The sequence below is a fragment of the Pseudomonas sp. GV105 genome (genome assembly GCF_003058185.1).
Taxonomy (GTDB): Bacteria; Pseudomonadota; Gammaproteobacteria; order Pseudomonadales; family Pseudomonadaceae; genus Aquipseudomonas; species Aquipseudomonas veronii.
In genome coordinates, this window is the sequence record NZ_QBUF01000002.1 from 312025 (window position 1) to 327844 (window position 15820).

Sequence of the window (15820 nt, forward strand, 5' to 3'; positions counted from 1 at the left end):
CTGTTGCCTCGCGGCCCTTTGATTATAAGGGGCACGCGCTGGGAGAGGGGCAAACGCAGTGCGGAGCGGGGCAATGGGCAGAGAAGTGTTGCCAGATACTCGCTGTACGACCAGATCCCGGTCGTACAGCGTCATAGTCGTTACTGGCGATAGGACTTGAGGAAGTTGCCGATGCGACCGATGGCCATGTCCAGGTCATCCACACGCGGCAAGGTCACCACGCGGAAGTGATCCGGCCACGGCCAGTTGAACGCGGTGCCTTGCACCACCAGGAGCTTTTCCGACAGCAGCAGGTCGAGCACGAACTTCTCGTCGTTGAGGATCGGGCAGACTTTCGGGTCGATGCGTGGGAAGGCGTACAGCGCGCCCATCGGCTTCACGCAACTGACGCCGGGAATGTCGTTGAGCAATTCCCAGGTGCGGTTGCGTTGCTCCAACAGGCGGCCCTGAGGCAGCAGCAGATCGTTGATGCTCTGGTAGCCGCCCAGCGCAGTCTGGATCGCGTGCTGGCTCGGTACGTTGGCACACAGGCGCATATTGGCCAGCATGTCGATGCCTTCAATGTAGCTCTGGGCGTTGTGCTTGGGCCCGGAGATGGCGACCCAGCCGGAGCGGAAACCCGCCACGCGGTAGGACTTGGACAAGCCGTTGAAGGTCAGGCACAGCAGGTCCGGCGCGAGGGAGGCGGTGCAGATGTGGACGGCGTCGTCGTAGAGGATCTTGTCGTAGATCTCGTCGGAGAACACCACCAGGTTGTGCTGGCGCGCCAGCTCGAGCATGCCCAGCAGCACTTCCCGCGAGTACACGGCGCCGGTCGGGTTGTTCGGGTTGATGATGACCAGCGCCTTGGTGTTCGGGGTGATCTTGGCCTTGATGTCGGCCAGGTCCGGGAACCAGTCGGCGCCTTCGTCGCACAGGTAGTGTACCGGGCGGCCACCGGCCAGGGTCACCGCGGCGGTCCACAGCGGGTAGTCCGGCGCCGGCACCAGCACTTCGTCGCTATTGTTGAGCAAGGCCTGCATCGACATCACGATCAGTTCGGACACGCCGTTGCCCAGGTAGATGTCCTCGATGCCGACACCTTCGACCTGCTTCTGCTGGTAATACTGCATCACCGCCTTGCGCGCACTGAACAGGCCTTTGGAGTCGCTGTAGCCCTGGGCGGTGGGCAGGTTGCGGATCACGTCCTGGAGGATTTCGTCCGGCGCTTCGAAACCAAAGGGCGCCGGGTTGCCAATGTTCAGCTTGAGGATGCGATGGCCTTCCTCTTCCAGGCGCTTGGCGTGCTTGAGCACCGGGCCGCGAATGTCGTAGCAGACGTTGGCGAGCTTGTTCGATTTGCTGACCTGCATGGCGATGTGATCCTGAAAATGAACGATCCAGACGGTGCGAAGCCTACCGTGCTGAGAATCCTGCGTTGGTCGCACCCATAAATACGTTTGAATGCCGCTAACGCGGGTGCCAGACTGCCGGGTTGAAGAGGCGCAATCATACGTGCCGCCTGATCCCTGGAAAAGACACAGATCAGGGTTTTTCAGTTGCCGAGGTGTACTGATGGAAAAGCTGCAGAAAACCATTGAAGAATGGAAAGCGATGCTCGATCCGGAGCAATACAACGTGTGCCGCCTGAAGGGCACCGAACGGCCGTTTTCCGGCAAGTACAATGCCACCAAGACCGACGGCGTGTATCACTGCATCTGCTGCAATGAGCCACTGTTCGACTCTTCCACCAAGTTCGATTCCGGCTGCGGCTGGCCCAGCTTCTACGCACCGATCGCCGACAGCGCGATGATCGAGATCCGCGATGTCAGCCACGGCATGATCCGCACCGAAGTCACCTGCGCCAAGTGCGACGCGCACCTGGGGCATGTGTTCCCGGATGGCCCGCCGCCGACCGGCCTGCGCTATTGCATCAACTCGGTGTGCCTGGACCTCGTGCCGCGCTGAGCCTGAGTCGCCCCTGCGTCTTGCGCGGGGGCGATGTATACCGGGCTATCAGTTTGATCAATTCAATTGCACGCAATTGAATTGCTCGCTATGTTTTGCCTTCTTTCTCCTGATCCGAGGCATTGCCATGAGCGACAACCTGCTGAGCATCCCTTGCACCACCATCAAGGGTGAGCAAAAGACCTTGGCCGATTTTGCCGGCAAGGCCATTCTTGTGGTCAACACTGCCAGCAAATGCGGCTTCACCCCGCAGTACAAGGGCCTGGAGCAACTCTGGCAGCAGTACAAGGACCAGGGCCTGGTGGTGCTGGGGTTTCCGTGCAACCAGTTCGGCAAGCAGGAACCGGGCAACGAAGGCGCGATTGCCGAGTTCTGCGAGCTGAATTTCGGCGTCAGCTTCCCGTTGTTCAAGAAGATCGACGTCAATGGTGGCGCTGCCCACCCGCTGTTCGTGCAGTTGAAAAAACGCGCGCCGGGCCTGCTGGGTTCCAAGGGCATCAAGTGGAATTTCACCAAGTTCCTCATCGGTCGCGACGGCCAGGTGGTCAAGCGCTTTGCGCCAACCACCAAGCCCCAGGAGTTGACTCAAGAGATCGAAGCCCTGCTCAAATGACCGACCTGCCCACCGTGTCCCTGGCGCTGGACAACCAGTTGTGTTTCAAGCTCTACGCCGCATCGCGCGCGGTGACCCGCGCCTATAAACCGATGCTTGACCAGTTGGGCCTGACCTACCCGCAATACGTGGTGATGCTGGTGTTGTGGGAATGGCACCACGCGACGCCGCCCCAGCCCACGGTCAAGGCCCTGGGCGAGCGCTTGATGCTCGATTCGGGCACGCTGACGCCGCTGCTCAAGCGTCTGGAGCAGCTTGGGTTGGTGAGGCGCCAGCGCAGCGCGCAGGATGAACGCGAAGTGCATTTGAGCCTGAGCCACGCCGGGGTGCAGTTGCGCGGTCAGGCCCATCAATTGAAAACCCGCTTGCTGTGCGACAGCGGTGTCGACCTCAACCAGGCCGATGCCTTGCGCGAGGGGTTGGACCAATTGCTCGCGCAGATCAGAGACTTGTCGTCTTAGGCACCCACAGGTCCAGCAGCGCATTGAGTTCTTCGCGGCGAAACGGCTTGGCCAGGTAGTCATTCATCCCCGCCGCCCGGCAACGCTCGCGTTCTTCCGACAGCGCGTTGGCGGTCAGGGCGACAATGGGCAGGTCCGGCCAGCGCCCGCTGCGACGAATCTGCCGACTGGCCTCGTAGCCATCCATCACCGGCATGTTGCAGTCCATCAGCACCATGTCGAAGTGCTGTTCTTCGAGGAACCTGAGCGCTTCGCCACCATGGGCGGCGACGATCACTTCGCAGCCCAACTTGCTGAGCATGCCCTTGGCCACCAGTTGATTGACCGGGTTGTCCTCCACCAGCAGGATGCGTGCCCGGTGGACCAGGGGCGTGGCATCGAGTGCGATCGGGTCGAGGATCAAGTGCGCGTCGCTGCGCAGATTACGTTGCAGGATCTGGTACAGCGCGTTGCGGCTCAAAGGGCGCGCCTGTTGCTGCAACGGCGCCAGGGCCGCGACTTCCTCACTGGGCATGAAATTGCCATAGGCGGTCACCAGCAGGATCGGTGCCGTGATGGCCGGGCGCAGGCGAAACAGGCACTCCGGGCAGTCCGTGATCAACAAGTCGGGTTTTTTTCCGTTCAAGTCCTCATCGATAGAATAGCAATGCACTGTCAGCCCCCAGTGAGGTAACAGGGTGCTGAGCAGCTCCGCCAGGCCGCTGTCGGCACTGGTGATTGCAATGACTTCGCCCGTCAGCGGCGCGAGCCGGGGCGCAGGCAAATGGGCGGGCAGCGGCAGGTCGGCGCAGAACTGGCTGCCGAAGCCGACTTCCGAACTGATGCTCAGCCGACCGTGCATCGCCTCGCACAGGTTATGGGTCAGCGCCAGGCCCAGGCCGGTGCCGCCAAACTGGCGGGTGATGCCCGCGCCAGCCTGGGTGAACGGCTGGAAGATCTTCACCTGCGCGTCCTGGGCGATGCCGATCCCGGTGTCGCACACTTCGATTTTTACTCGGCCATCCTGGGCGCTGAGGCGCACATCCACGCGGCCGAAGCGCGTGAACTTCAAGGCGTTGGACAGCAGGTTACTGACGATCTGCCGCACACGTGTCGGGTCGCCGAGCACCTGCGCCGGGAACTTCGGGTCGATCAGGCACGTCAGTTCGACACTCGGCGCGGCGTTCTGCGATAACAGGTTGGCGGTGTCTTCCACCAGCGCGCCGAGGTCGAACGGGATGCGCTCCAGCTCCAACTGGCCCGCGTCGAACTTGGACAGGTCGAGGATATCGTTGAGCAGTTCCACCAGCACCTTGCCGGAATCATGGGCGATCGACAGTTGCTGGCGCTGCTCGGCGTTGAGCGGGCTGTCCAGCGACAGCGCGATCATGCCCAGCAACCCATTGAGCGGCGTGCGGATTTCGTGACTCATATTGGCCAGGAACGCCGCCCGCGCCTGAGCCATGCCCAGCGCGTTCATTTTTGCTGCTTCCAACTCATCGTTGGACTGGCTCAAGCGCTGGTTGCTGGCCTTGAGCTCCAGCGTGCGCGCCGAGACGATGTTTTCCAGTTGCCCCAGGTACTCGGTGAGGCGGTCCTCGGCGTGACGGCGCTGCTGGATCTCGGTTTCCAGGGTGTCGAATTGCTGGTTGGCCATGTTGACCAGCACGCCGATTTCATCGTGCTCGTGCCCCGGCGGGCAATCCAGGCGTGTCTGCCTGCGCGTGCTCAGCTCGCGAATGATGCGTACCAGCGGTTGGGTCAGCATCACATAGAACAGGCCCAGCAGGATCCCGGTCAGCAGCAGGCTGCGCACAAACCCGTTGATCAGGGTGACCTCGGCACGGTGCAGGAAGCGGCTGCCAAAGGCGTAGGTGTCTACGTCGAGGCGCAGCACGCCAAGGGATTCATTGGGCATATGGCTGAGGAACAGCCGGTCTTCAAACTGGCGGTTGGCGCCGAACAGGAAATCGCTGACGGGCCGGTAGGGGCTTTCTTTGCGCGGCCGTCCGACGTCGGCCAGTACCACGCCGTTGTTGTCGGTCAACCGCGCCTGAATGATGGCGGGGGAGTGCAACAGGCCGAGGGTCAGCTCCTGGGCCAGCTCGGCGTCGATGTTGTAGGCGATGCGCGACGCCGGGTTATGGCTGATTTCAATCAGCGAACGAATTTCACGGTTGATGGATGCGTCTTCGCTGGCATAATCAATGCCGATCTGGATCAGGCTGAGCAAGGTTCCCAAGACGAAACCGACCAGCACAGTCAATCTGGCTTGTTTATAAGACAAGCGGTGGGCGAACTTGATATCCATCGAGTGTTGAACCACTTCACGTTTCCCTTCGCCCGGCAAGCATAGCTGAACATCCACAGGTTCAGGCTTGCCCGGCACGAATCGTCAGTTTTAGAGGTGCAGCCCGGAGCGCTCGGCCGCAGGGTTGCCAATACGCCATCTTTTACAAGAACTTGCCAGAGGAATAGTCGTGGATTCTCGATTGAATGCCTTTCTTGAGCGTGCCGATGCCGTACTCGCGCGCCTGGAACCCTTGTTGCCAGCCCCGCGCCAAACCATCGACTGGAACCAATGCCTTGCGGCCCGTTGGCAGCGTGAGGGTCGCAGCGGCTTCCTGCTGCCGCTGGAGGTCAGCCTGGACATGCGTCTGTCCGACTTGATCGGTGTGGACAAGCAGCGTGAAACATTGGCGCGCAACACCCAACAGTTCCTCGACGGCCTGCCCGCCAACCATGCGCTGCTGTGGGGCTCGCGCGGCACGGGGAAATCGTCGATGGTGCGCGCCTTGCTCGCCCAGCACGCCAGCGCCGGTTTGCGCTTGATCGAAATCGAACGCGATCACCTCGCCGACCTGCCGCGTGTGGTCGAACAACTGCTCAAGCTGCCGCAGCGTTTCATTCTGTTCTGCGATGACCTGTCGTTCGAGGCCGGTGAAGGCGATTACCGCGTGCTCAAGAGCGTGCTGGACGGTTCCTTGGAACAGGCGCCGGAAAACGTGCTGCTGTATGCCACGTCCAACCGTCGTCACCTGGTGCCGGAAAACCAGAGCGACAACGATAACTGGAAACGCGTGGATGGCGAGCTGCACCCGAGTGAGGCGGTGGAAGACAAGATCGCCTTGTCCGACCGTTTTGGCCTGTGGCTGTCGTTCTACCCATTCACCCAGGAACATTTCCTGAACGTGGTGGAACACTGGATCGGCGAGCTGGCGCGCAAGGCCGGCCTGCAGTGGCAGCGTGATGAAGACCTCGATATCCTCGCCGTGCGCTGGGCCACCGGGCGTGGCAACCGCAACGGCCGTTGCGCGTATCAATTCGCCCGTTACTGGGTGGGCCTCAAATTGCTGGAGCGTCAACCATGATCGATTTGCAGCAGGCCGGCAGCGGTCTGGATGGCTATGCCATGTTGTGTGCGCAGTTGGAGTCGCTGCTGGCCGATGAGCGCGATTTCATCGCCAACAGCGCGCAGTTCTCTGCGTTTTTGTTCAATCAGTTGGATGACTTGAACTGGGCCGGTTTCTACCTCAACCGTCACGAAGAGTTGGTGTTGGGGCCGTTCCAGGGGCAGATCGCGTGTGTACGCATTCCGTTCGGGCGTGGCGTGTGCGGTGCAGCGGCCGCGTCGCGCCAGACCCAGCGGGTGGAAGATGTGCATGCGTTCCCGGGGCATATCGCCTGTGACAGCGCGTCGAACAGTGAACTGGTGGTGCCGCTGGTCAAGGATGGCCGACTGATTGGCGTCCTCGACCTCGACAGCCCGTCGCTGGCCCGGTTTACCGCGCAAGACCAGGTTGGTATCGAGCAGTTGGCGGCGATTTTCCTGCGCCTGACCGACTGCTGACCGACCGTTGCGGGGGCGGGCCGTGCGGCGCGCTCCTGCCTACCCTGGAGAGCCCAGGCCGTTGAGTTGCATGTGCAGCAGGCGCTCCAGTTCCAGCATGCACTTTTCCAGGGTCTTGATACCGGTTTCGATCACCGCCCGATCATCGCCGCGGGCGCAGGCCTGCTCCAGCGCTTCGCATTGCGCCGCCAGTACACTGGCCTGGACGATACGCGCAGCGCCCTTGATCTTGTGGGCCTGCTCGATGATGTCCTGCGGTGAAGCCTGCTGGGCCCACAACGTGACCAATATCTGGCGATCGTGACAACTGCTGCTCAGCAGTTCCTCAAGCAGCCGCCGAGTCAGTTGCGGATCGCCGCCCGTTAGCGCATCCAGGTGGCTGAGGTCGAGTCGCGGGCCGGACGGCTGCGGCGCGATCTGTGCCAGTTGCCGTTCCAGCGCCGTGAGGCTGATCGGTTTGAACAGGCAGTCGTTCATCCCGGCTTCGGCGCAGCGCAGCTTCTCTTCGGGCTGGGCGTTGGCGGTAAACCCCAGGACCACGCAGGGTGTCAGTTGCTCCCGCTGCTCATACTCACGGATCGAGCGGCTTAACTCATAGCCATTCATGATGGGCATGTTGCAGTCGGCGATCACCAGGTCGAAGTGTGCCTGGCGCCAGGCCTGGAACCCGGCGGCGCCATGTTGGGCTGCGGTGAACTGGTGGCCCAGGTAACCCAGTTGCTGGCACATCAGCAGGCGATTCGCCGGATGATCATCCACCACCAGCACGTTGAGCACCGGCGCCGGTGCGGGCGCAGCCGGCAGGGGTTCATCCGCGGCCTGGATGGGCTGCAGGCAGTTCATCTTCAGGCTGACATGCACCTGGGTGCCGACCATGGGCACGCTGCTCAGGCTCAGTTGCCCGCCCATCATCGCGCACAGGCTGCGGCAGATCACCAGCCCCAGGCCCGCGCCGCTGCGGGCCAATTGCCCGGAATTGTCGGCCTGGGCAAAGGGTTCGAACAGGCGCAACTGGTCGTCGCGGCTGATGCCGATCCCCGTGTCTTCGACCACCAGCTTCATTTCGACCTGCTGTGCCAATTCGGTGGCTTGCACCTGCACCTTGATCTTTACCTGCCCGCGCTCGGTGAACTTGATCGCATTGCTCACCAGGTTGGACAGCACCTGCTTGAAGCGCAGCGGGTCGATCAGCACGTCGGTGTCATCGAGTTCGGGCTTGAACTCCAGCAGCAAACTCAGGGTTTTCTGGCGTGCCAGGCCGTCGAACACCCGCACCACCGACTCGATCACTTCCCGCAGGTTCACACGCTCCGGTGCCAGGCTCAGGCGGCCGGATTCGATCCGCGCGATGTCCAGAATATCGCCGATCAGCTCCAGCAGGTCCTTGGCCGAGTGGTAGGCGACTTCGATCGCCGGGCGGTCGAGATGCCCCTGGTCGGCGCGCTTGAGGGTCAGTTCGAGCATGCCGATCACCGCGTTCATCGGGGTGCGGATTTCGTGGCTCATGGTTGCCAGAAAGGTGCTCTTGGCACGGTTGGCTTCGTCGGCACGTTCCTTGGCGGCGCGCAGCTCATCGAACAGCTGGCGTCGTTCGCTGATGTCGATCCAGCCGCCGATGATGCCCTGGACTTCGCCGGTGGAGTCGCGGTAGGGCAGTATCCAGTGGTAGATCGTCAGTTTTTTGCCATTGATGAGCAGGGTGCGATCAAGGATCAGCGGGTTGCCCTCGGCGACCACGCGCAGATAGTCGGCGTGATACTGAGCCGCTTCGGTTGCCTGGGCCGTGCTCATCTGCATCACACTTTTGCCGATGACCTCTTCGCGCTTGACGTCGAACACCTGCAGGTAGCTGTCGTTGCAGGTCTGCAACAGGCCGTTGCGGTCGCGGACATAGATCGGGTGCGGCGTTTCGTTGACCAGTGCGCGCATGAATTCGAACTGGTCGTTGAGGGCCCGTTCGGCCATCTTGCGGTGCTTGATCTCCCGGCGCATGTAGGCGTTCCAGGTCAGGGAAATCAGCAGCAGCAGGCCGGTGACGAGGATGATCTGGGCAATCAGGTGGTGGTAGTTGCGCCAGTAGCTGTCGGAGGCGGCGGCGTAGCCTCGCCAACGGCTGTTGATCACCCCGAGCTCATCGGGGGCGATGCTCAGCAGCGCCTTGTCGAGGATCGCGCTCAACTCGGTGGCACCCCGTGACGTGGCCAGCGCAAAGACTGCGGGGAGGGTGCCGATGCTGCCGCTGATCTGCAGTTTGTCCTGAAACACTTGGGAGGACAGGAAATAGTTGGCGACCACCAACGAGTTCACCGCGCCTTCCACATGCCCCTGGGCCAGGAGTTCCGAGGCCTTGAAGGTATCACTGGTTTCCACCAGGCGAATGTGCGGGAAATCCTTGCGCAGAAGGCTTTCCAGAGGGTTGCCTTGGGTGATCGCCAGGCGCTTGCCTGCCATCTGTTCAAGATTCGATGGGGCGTTGGGTTCCTTGCGCGTGAGCAATACGTAGGAGTTTTCCAGATAGGGACGACTGAAGTTCAGTTGAGCTTCCCGTTCCGTGCTGGGAATGATGGCGCCGATGAGGTCGGCTTTGCCGGTATCGATTTGCTCGATCATCGCGTTGACATCGCGTGCGCGCAGGATCTCGAAGCGCAACCCGGTGCGCAGGCGGATCAGCTCCAGGAGGTCGGCGGTGATGCCGCGGAAGTTGCCGTCGGCATCGAAGAAGGTCAATGGCGCGAAGGTTTCGTTGGCGATTACCCGGACCACCGGGTGCGTCTTCAGCCAGCGTTCTTCGCGTTGCGTCAGCTGCAGTTTTTGCGCGGTGAGCAGGATGTCGCTGCCTGCACTCCAGCGTTTGGCAATGCTCTCCTGCTCATTGGTCGGCACCGCCGCCAGCACCGCGTTGAGGATGCTCAAGAGGGTGTGCTGGTCCTGGCGCACGGCAAAGCTGAAACCATAGGCTTCGTGCTTGCCGAAGTTGGCCATGCGGATATTTTTCAGGTAGCCCTTGTTGATCATGTAATGGGTGGAAATGGTGTCGCCGAGAAACACATCCGCCTGGTCGAATGCCACCGCATTCAGGGCGTTCTGATAAGAAGGGTAGGTGTGGATGATCGCCTCGGGATACAGCTTCTCGACTTCGCCCAGCGGCAGGTAGTGATAGACCAGGCTCAGGCGCAGCCCGGCCAGGCCCTCACTGAGGCTGCGGGTTTCGCCCTCGCGTGTCACCAGCACTGGCTGGTCCACGGCATACGGTGCTGAAAGGGTGAGCAGCGGGTTGGTGGCCTCAAAGCCATTGGACGAGCCCAGCAGGTCGATTTCACCGGCTTCAAGCGCCTGGATGGAGGCTTCCCGGTTGGGGTAGCGCAGCACTCGGACGGGGAGCGCCAGCGCCTTGGCCAACAGCCCGGCGTAATCGGCCGTGAGCCCCTCATAGTCGCGTCCGCTGGCCGTGAGGTCGAAGGGCGGGTAATCGGGAGCTGCCGCGCCGAGCACCAGTTCGCGTTTGTTCTGCAGCCACTGGCGTTGCGTCTTGTCCAGTTGAGTGTCCAGTTGAACGGCGCCTGCGCGGCTCAATAAGGTGAAGTGTTCCGGTTCCGTTTGAGCAGCGAGCACAGAGGTGCTCAAGCACACGCCTGCGCTCAATATGATCAGATAGTCCTTTATACGCCTGGGCATCCGCTTTCTCACACTAGCGCGTTTCGTTTTGCCAACTCGATAAGTTCTACCAAGGACTTGGCTTTGAGTTTTTGCATAAGCCTCTTTTTGTAGGTGCTGACGGTTTTGTTACTGAGAAACATACCTTTGGCAATTTCCTTGTTGGTGCGACCTTGTGCAAAAAGTTGCAAGACCATTAATTCGCGATCATTCACTGCCTTGAACAGTTCCAGTTCCTGGGAATTACTGTCCGGGCCGCAGGCGTTCAATGCCTGGCTGGGGAAGTAGTTGTAGCCGGATAATACAGCGCGGATGGCACTCAGCAGTTCACTCAGGTCGCCCTCTTTGCACACATAGCCATCGGCGCCCGAGCGCATGCAGCGGGTGGCGAACAGGGTTGGGCATTGGGCCGTCAGAATCAGGGTTTTCATCGAAGTATTCATTGCGTTAAATCGGCACAGCACTTCGAGGCCATCAAGTTTTGGAATACTGATATCCAGAATGATCAGGTCTGGAAGGCATTCGCGAACCATTTGTATTGCATCACAACCGTTATCCGTTTCGCCGACGACTTTATAGCCTTCGTGTTCCAACAACATACGAATCGCCAGCCTGATAACAGGATGGTCATCAATGATGAAAACTGTGTTCATAATCACATTCCATGCAAGTGCAAATAAAGCGGGCACATTAGCTCAGAAGGCGAGGCGGGAGCATGGAGGTGAGGGGGCGTAGATACAGAACAGGAATATTCCTACATTAAAAAAGGTATTGCCTTACGATCTATCAAGGCTTTGTGGACGTCTGTTTCAGAATTCGGTCGGCGATGCGGGTTCGGGCCTTGGCCCACCGGTTAAGCGGTTATTGTGGTGAGTTTTTCCTATGTGGAGATGTTTAAATTCCTACATTTACAGCGGGCTTATCAGCGTCATTAGTTCGTCCCGATTTAACGGTTTTGATAAATAGCCAAGTAACGGCAAGTTACGTTGTAAGGCTTGAGTCTTCAGATTCGCCAGTTCGGGCAGGGGCAGGCCGCTCAGCAGGATCGCCCCTGCGATAAACCCCCGCCGACCGGCGATTTCGACTAACTCAAGCCCGGGCAGATCTGGCAGGCATTGGTCGCACAGCATGAGGTCGAAGGGCCGTTCGGACTGGGTCATCAAGCGGATCGCCTGTTCGGCGTTTTCCGCCAGGGTCAGGTGCTCGAAGCCGAAGCTGTTGAGCAGGCACTGGGTTGCCAGGAGCTGAAAGGGGTGATCCTCCACCAACAGGATGCGAAGGCAATTCTTGAACATAGGAAGGGCACACGGTGAGTCAAGCGGCGATTGGGCGGGGCGTAGGAAGGCGCCCTATGCCCTTTAAGAGCGTGCGTGATTATTCATCGGGTGTTTGTACTGATTCGATCAGGCCGCTCTGTTCCCTTCGTAGGTAGATTCTGTTCAGGCAACAGGCAGCTGGATCAGTCATCTATTGCGGGCTGGAACGCCCGGTCATTTCCCGCGCCATCTCGGTGGCGTAGCTGTCGGTCATGCCGGCGATGAAATCGATCATCCGCAGGAACGAGGCGTGCAGCGACCAGGCCGGGTCGGGGGCACTGTTGCCCAGCAAGTCGAGGATGCGCCGGTTCTTGAACGACGGCGTGCGCCCGCCGTGCTGTTCAAGCGCCGCCCCGCAGAAGGCGTTGAGGAGGATTTCCAGGGTGGTGTAGGCGCCGATTTCATGCAGGGTCTTGCGCTTGTCCTGGAAGATTTTCTTGCGCGCCATGTCCTTGGCATCCAGCACGCAGCGTTTGGCGGGGCCGTGCATATGCTCGACCAGATCACCGTGCAAGGTGCCGGCGAGCAAGGCGTCCTGTTGTTCGACGAAAGCGCGTGCGGCGGCGTTGGTCAGGTGTTCGATGGCTTTGCCGCGCAGGATCGCCAGTTTGCGCCGCCGTGAATCCTGGGCGCCCAGTTGCCGGTAGGTTTGCGGCAGGTCGTCGCCGACCAGGTCGAGCAGCAGCGACTCGACTTCGGCATATTGCAGCAAGTCCATTTCCAAGCCGTCTTCCAGGTCGATCAGCGCGTAGCAGATGTCGTCCGCGGCCTCCATCAAGTACACCAGCGGATGGCGCGCCCAGCGTTGTTCTTCCAGTTGCGGCAGGCCGAGCTTGTGGGCGATCTGCTCAAGGATCGGCAATTCGCTCTGGTAGCAGCCGAACTTGTGTTTCTTGTAGCCCAGGGAGTCGGCATGGCGGGCGGTCCACGGGTATTTCAGGTAGGTGCCCAAGGTCGCGTAGGTCAGCCGCGTGCCGCCGTCGAACTGGTGGTATTCCAGCTGGGTCAGCACCCTGAAGCCCTGGGCGTTGCCTTCGAAATTGAGGAAGTCATTGCGCTCGGCCACGCTCATGTCGTCCAGCCAGCCGCGCCCGGCGGCCTGCTGGAACCAATGGCGGATGGCGTCTTCGCCGGAGTGTCCGAAGGGCGGGTTGCCGATGTCGTGGGCCAGGCAGGCCGATTGCACCACCATGCCCAGGTCGCTCGGGTCGCACCACTCGGGCAGGGCGCTGCGCAGGGTTTCGCCCACGCGCATGCCGAGGGAGCGGCCGACGCAGCTGACTTCCAGGGAGTGGGTCAGACGGGTGTGGATATGGTCGTTGCTCGACACCGGGTGGACTTGAGTCTTGCGCCCCAGGCGGCGGAACGCGCCGGAGAAAATGATGCGGTCATGGTCTTTGTGAAACGGGCTACGGCCCAATTCTTCCGGGCTGTGCAGGGGCTTTCCAAGACGTTCGCGAGTCAGCAGGGTGGGCCAATCCAAGGCGGGTACTCTCCGTGCGGTGAATGACTCGCCCAGCTTCCCGGTTCCGGGTGGGCGGGGCAAGCGAAAATCTACAGGCCGACCGCGTCGATATCGATTAACAGCAAGCGCTGACCGTTATCGAAGAATTGTCCGGCGGTCAGGCAATACTGGTTGGTGGTGGCATCGCGGTAGGTCGAAGACAGCGTCAAGCGGCGCTCGTCCCAGCCTTCGGCCAGCAGATGATAAAAATACGGGCGCCACGACCAATTGTGGCCGAGGTAGCGGCTGTCGGCTTGCCAGGCGTCCTGGCGCCATTCGAAATTGGGGGTCAGTTGGGTGCCATGCCGGTCGCACTGGTAGAACCGCAGCAGCCAGGGATAATCCGGCAATTGCGGCAAATGGCTCAGCGGCGCCTGGCCCTGGGCCCAGGTCTGGAGGATTTTCATCAGTTCGGCCAGTTGTTGGCGCAATTGCATGATGCGTCCGCGTTCGGCGAGTTTTTTCTGCACGTAGGCGCCACGCAGTTGGGCGAAGCGCGGCACGAAAGCATCGGTGGCGAACCAGTCCAGTTGCGCCTGGGCAAACAGATAACCCTGCACATACCGCGAGCCGCATTCCAGCGCAAAACTCAACTGCGCCTCGGTCTCCACCCCTTCGGCAATGATCCAGCAGCCGGTTTTTTCCGCCATTTGCGCCAGTGCCCGCACCACTTCACTGCTGGGGCCCCCTTTGGCGGCCTCCTGAAACAGGCGCATGTCCAGCTTGAGAATGTCCGGCTGCAACGCCAGCACGCGGTCGAGCTGCGAATAGCCGGCGCCGAAGTCATCGATGGCGATGCGCGCGCCGGCCTCGCGATAGCGCGCCACCACGTCGGCCAGGCGCTGGATATCGCCGCCCAGCTCAGTGATCTCGAACACGATGCGCTGTGGATCGACGCCGTGGGCCTGCACCTGTTGCAAACTGGGCAGGGCCTGGCCGGCGCGCAGGCGATTGATCCAGCGCGGTGAGATATTCAGGCTCAGAAACCAGTCCTGCGGTGCCTCGTGCAGACGGCTCAAGGCGTTGTCGCGGATCTGCCGGTCCAGGCGCCGCAAGGCCACGCCTGAGGTGCGCGGGTCGGCGAACAACGGGCCGACCGACAGCAGGCGACCGTCAGCCTGGCGCAGGCGGCCGAGAGCCTCGACGCCGGCGATGCGCCCGGTGGCGGTGTCGATGAAGGGTTGGAAGCAGGCGAGCGGTTGCCCGTCGATCACGGGGCCTCCTTAAAAACGTTGGCAACAAAGTGCCCGGCCCTCGTTGACGAGGGCCGGGCCGATTCTGTTTGCAAGAATGCAGCCAGCAGGCCTCAACCTTTGCGTGAGGCGCCCTGCATGGCTAATTTGATCAGTGGGATCAAACCGGCGCCCAGCCGCACCAGGCGGGTCAGGCTGCTGAGACTGCCGCCCTTGGCGCCCTTGCCGGTAAAGAAGCCGATCAGCGTCACTGCGGCCACGCCCCACAGCGGCGCATGCTTGATGCCCAGGCTGTCCTGCCAGTGTTGGCCCATGTTGCGCACCTTATTCAGGGGCGCCATCAGTTGCTGGGACTCGTGGCGGATTTCCTGGCGGTGCATTTCCATGCGCAGGCGGATCAATGCCTTGCGCATTTCCCGGCGCGAGTTGGTGGGTGGGATTTCAGTCAGGCTCATGGCAGCAGGCGCTCCCGGTCATTGGCCAGCTCTTCGAGGGTGGCGTGGAACGGCGTGGACTCATCGAACACCGCCGCCTTCAAGCGCACACCGCAGAATGCAGCGGCCAGGGTATAGAACACGCAGAGGCAGATGATTCCGGTCAGGCGGTAGCCGGTGTCCCACACCAGAATCATCACCAATGTCGACAACCCCACCAGCAACAGCAGGGCAAACACCAGGGCCAGCCCGGCAAACAGCAGCAGGCTGACGGTGCGCGCTTTCTGCTCCTGCAGCTCGATGCCGAACAGTTCGACATGGCTGTGCAGCAAGCCCAGTACGGCTGCGCCCAGGCGTCGGGACGTTGAACTTGGGCCCGTGGACGAGCCGGATTCGCCGATAGACATAGGATTAGCGCCTTGTAGCCAACAGACCGATCAAGAAGCCCACGCCAGCGGCAATGCCCACTGATTGCCAAGGGTTGGCCTGCACATAATCTTCGGTCGCGGTGACGGCGGCCTTGCTGCGGTCGCGCAGGGAGTCTTCGGTCAGTTGCAGGGTTTCACGGGCCTTGAGCAGGCTGTCGTGGATCTTGGCGCGCAGCTCGTCGGCCTGGTCACCGGCCAGGATGGCGGTGTCGTCCAGCAACTTTTCAGTATCACTGACCAGCGTTTGAAAATCCGCCATCAGTATTTCTTGAGCCGTCTGTGCTGTTTTGCTGGCCATGGTTATCTCCGTGAGTGGCTGATCGGTACGTGTGGTTTCGAGTCACCGGTATCGGTGAAGGTTCATTGCAAATGACTGGTACAGCTTTTGCTTTGCCTTGGTGCGCAGGCCCCTGGGTCTGCGCTGAATCTGGGCGGTTGGGC

Annotated in this window: 15 protein-coding genes; 5 read left to right on the forward strand and 10 right to left on the reverse strand. The window is 61.1% G+C overall.

Annotated features, from left to right (window positions below; all coding sequences use genetic code 11):
- Window positions 1–140: 140 nt before the first annotated feature.
- On the reverse strand, window positions 141–1352 hold the full coding sequence (locus C8K66_RS05150; RefSeq protein WP_017849409.1) for a pyridoxal phosphate-dependent aminotransferase: 1212 nt from the start codon (window positions 1350–1352) through the stop codon (window positions 141–143).
- A 202-nt stretch (window positions 1353–1554) separates the two neighbouring features.
- Here C8K66_RS05150 and msrB point away from each other — a divergent pair, with 202 nt between their 5' ends.
- The 3 genes from msrB (at window position 1555) to C8K66_RS05165 (ending at window position 3021) form a co-directional block, all read left to right on the forward strand.
- Window positions 1555–1947: a peptide-methionine (R)-S-oxide reductase MsrB gene (gene msrB / locus C8K66_RS05155; protein ID WP_108524403.1), complete on the forward strand. Its 393-nt coding sequence runs from the start codon at window positions 1555–1557 to the stop codon at window positions 1945–1947.
- A gap of 127 nt (window positions 1948–2074) precedes the next feature.
- Window positions 2075–2560 (forward strand): glutathione peroxidase, encoded by a 486-nt coding sequence (locus tag C8K66_RS05160; protein WP_017849411.1) that lies wholly within the window; start codon window positions 2075–2077, stop codon window positions 2558–2560.
- Window positions 2557–3021, forward strand: coding sequence for a MarR family winged helix-turn-helix transcriptional regulator (locus tag C8K66_RS05165; protein WP_046384229.1), 465 nt, complete (start codon window positions 2557–2559; stop codon window positions 3019–3021). The genes C8K66_RS05160 and C8K66_RS05165 overlap by 4 nt, the downstream gene beginning before the upstream one ends.
- Here the strand turns inward: C8K66_RS05165 and C8K66_RS05170 are convergent.
- Window positions 3002–5311: a response regulator gene (locus C8K66_RS05170; protein WP_108524404.1), complete on the reverse strand. Its 2310-nt coding sequence runs from the start codon at window positions 5309–5311 to the stop codon at window positions 3002–3004. The two genes, C8K66_RS05165 and C8K66_RS05170, sit on opposite strands and share 20 nt — an antisense overlap.
- A gap of 169 nt (window positions 5312–5480) precedes the next feature.
- Here C8K66_RS05170 and C8K66_RS05175 point away from each other — a divergent pair, with 169 nt between their 5' ends.
- The gene (locus C8K66_RS05175) at window positions 5481–6371 is read left to right on the forward strand and encodes an ATP-binding protein (RefSeq protein WP_026140337.1); all 891 of its coding nucleotides are present in this window, start codon (window positions 5481–5483) and stop codon (window positions 6369–6371) included.
- Complete coding sequence (locus C8K66_RS05180; RefSeq protein WP_017849415.1) at window positions 6368–6850, forward strand: GAF domain-containing protein; 483 nt, start codon at window positions 6368–6370, stop codon at window positions 6848–6850. The genes C8K66_RS05175 and C8K66_RS05180 overlap by 4 nt, the downstream gene beginning before the upstream one ends.
- A 39-nt stretch (window positions 6851–6889) precedes the next feature.
- Here C8K66_RS05180 and C8K66_RS05185 read toward each other — a convergent pair whose 3' ends face one another.
- The 8 genes from C8K66_RS05185 to C8K66_RS05220 form a co-directional block, all read right to left on the reverse strand.
- Complete coding sequence (locus C8K66_RS05185) at window positions 6890–10525, reverse strand: transporter substrate-binding domain-containing protein (RefSeq protein WP_082643796.1); 3636 nt, start codon at window positions 10523–10525, stop codon at window positions 6890–6892.
- 8 nt (window positions 10526–10533) lie between these two features.
- Entirely contained in the window at window positions 10534–11157 is a 624-nt protein-coding gene (locus C8K66_RS05190; protein ID WP_017849417.1) for a response regulator transcription factor, read from the reverse strand.
- Window positions 11158–11412: 255 nt separating this feature from the next.
- Window positions 11413–11799 carry a response regulator gene (locus tag C8K66_RS05195; RefSeq protein WP_017849418.1) on the reverse strand — a complete coding sequence of 129 codons (387 nt, stop codon included), beginning with the start codon at window positions 11797–11799 and terminating at the stop codon, window positions 11413–11415.
- A gap of 172 nt (window positions 11800–11971) precedes the next feature.
- Window positions 11972–13303: a deoxyguanosinetriphosphate triphosphohydrolase gene (locus C8K66_RS05200; RefSeq protein WP_017849419.1), complete on the reverse strand. Its 1332-nt coding sequence runs from the start codon at window positions 13301–13303 to the stop codon at window positions 11972–11974.
- A gap of 71 nt (window positions 13304–13374) precedes the next feature.
- Window positions 13375–14538, reverse strand: coding sequence for an EAL domain-containing protein (locus C8K66_RS05205; protein ID WP_108524405.1), 1164 nt, complete (start codon window positions 14536–14538; stop codon window positions 13375–13377).
- A gap of 92 nt (window positions 14539–14630) precedes the next feature.
- Window positions 14631–14972: a hypothetical protein gene (locus C8K66_RS05210; RefSeq protein ID WP_017849421.1), complete on the reverse strand. Its 342-nt coding sequence runs from the start codon at window positions 14970–14972 to the stop codon at window positions 14631–14633.
- On the reverse strand, window positions 14969–15358 hold the full coding sequence (locus tag C8K66_RS05215; protein ID WP_017849422.1) for a phage holin family protein: 390 nt from the start codon (window positions 15356–15358) through the stop codon (window positions 14969–14971). Before C8K66_RS05215 ends, C8K66_RS05210 begins: the two co-directional genes overlap by 4 nt.
- Window positions 15359–15362: 4 nt before the next feature.
- Window positions 15363–15677 carry a YqjD family protein gene (locus C8K66_RS05220; RefSeq protein ID WP_017849423.1) on the reverse strand — a complete coding sequence of 105 codons (315 nt, stop codon included), beginning with the start codon at window positions 15675–15677 and terminating at the stop codon, window positions 15363–15365.
- Between the last annotated feature and the right edge of the window lie 143 nt (window positions 15678–15820).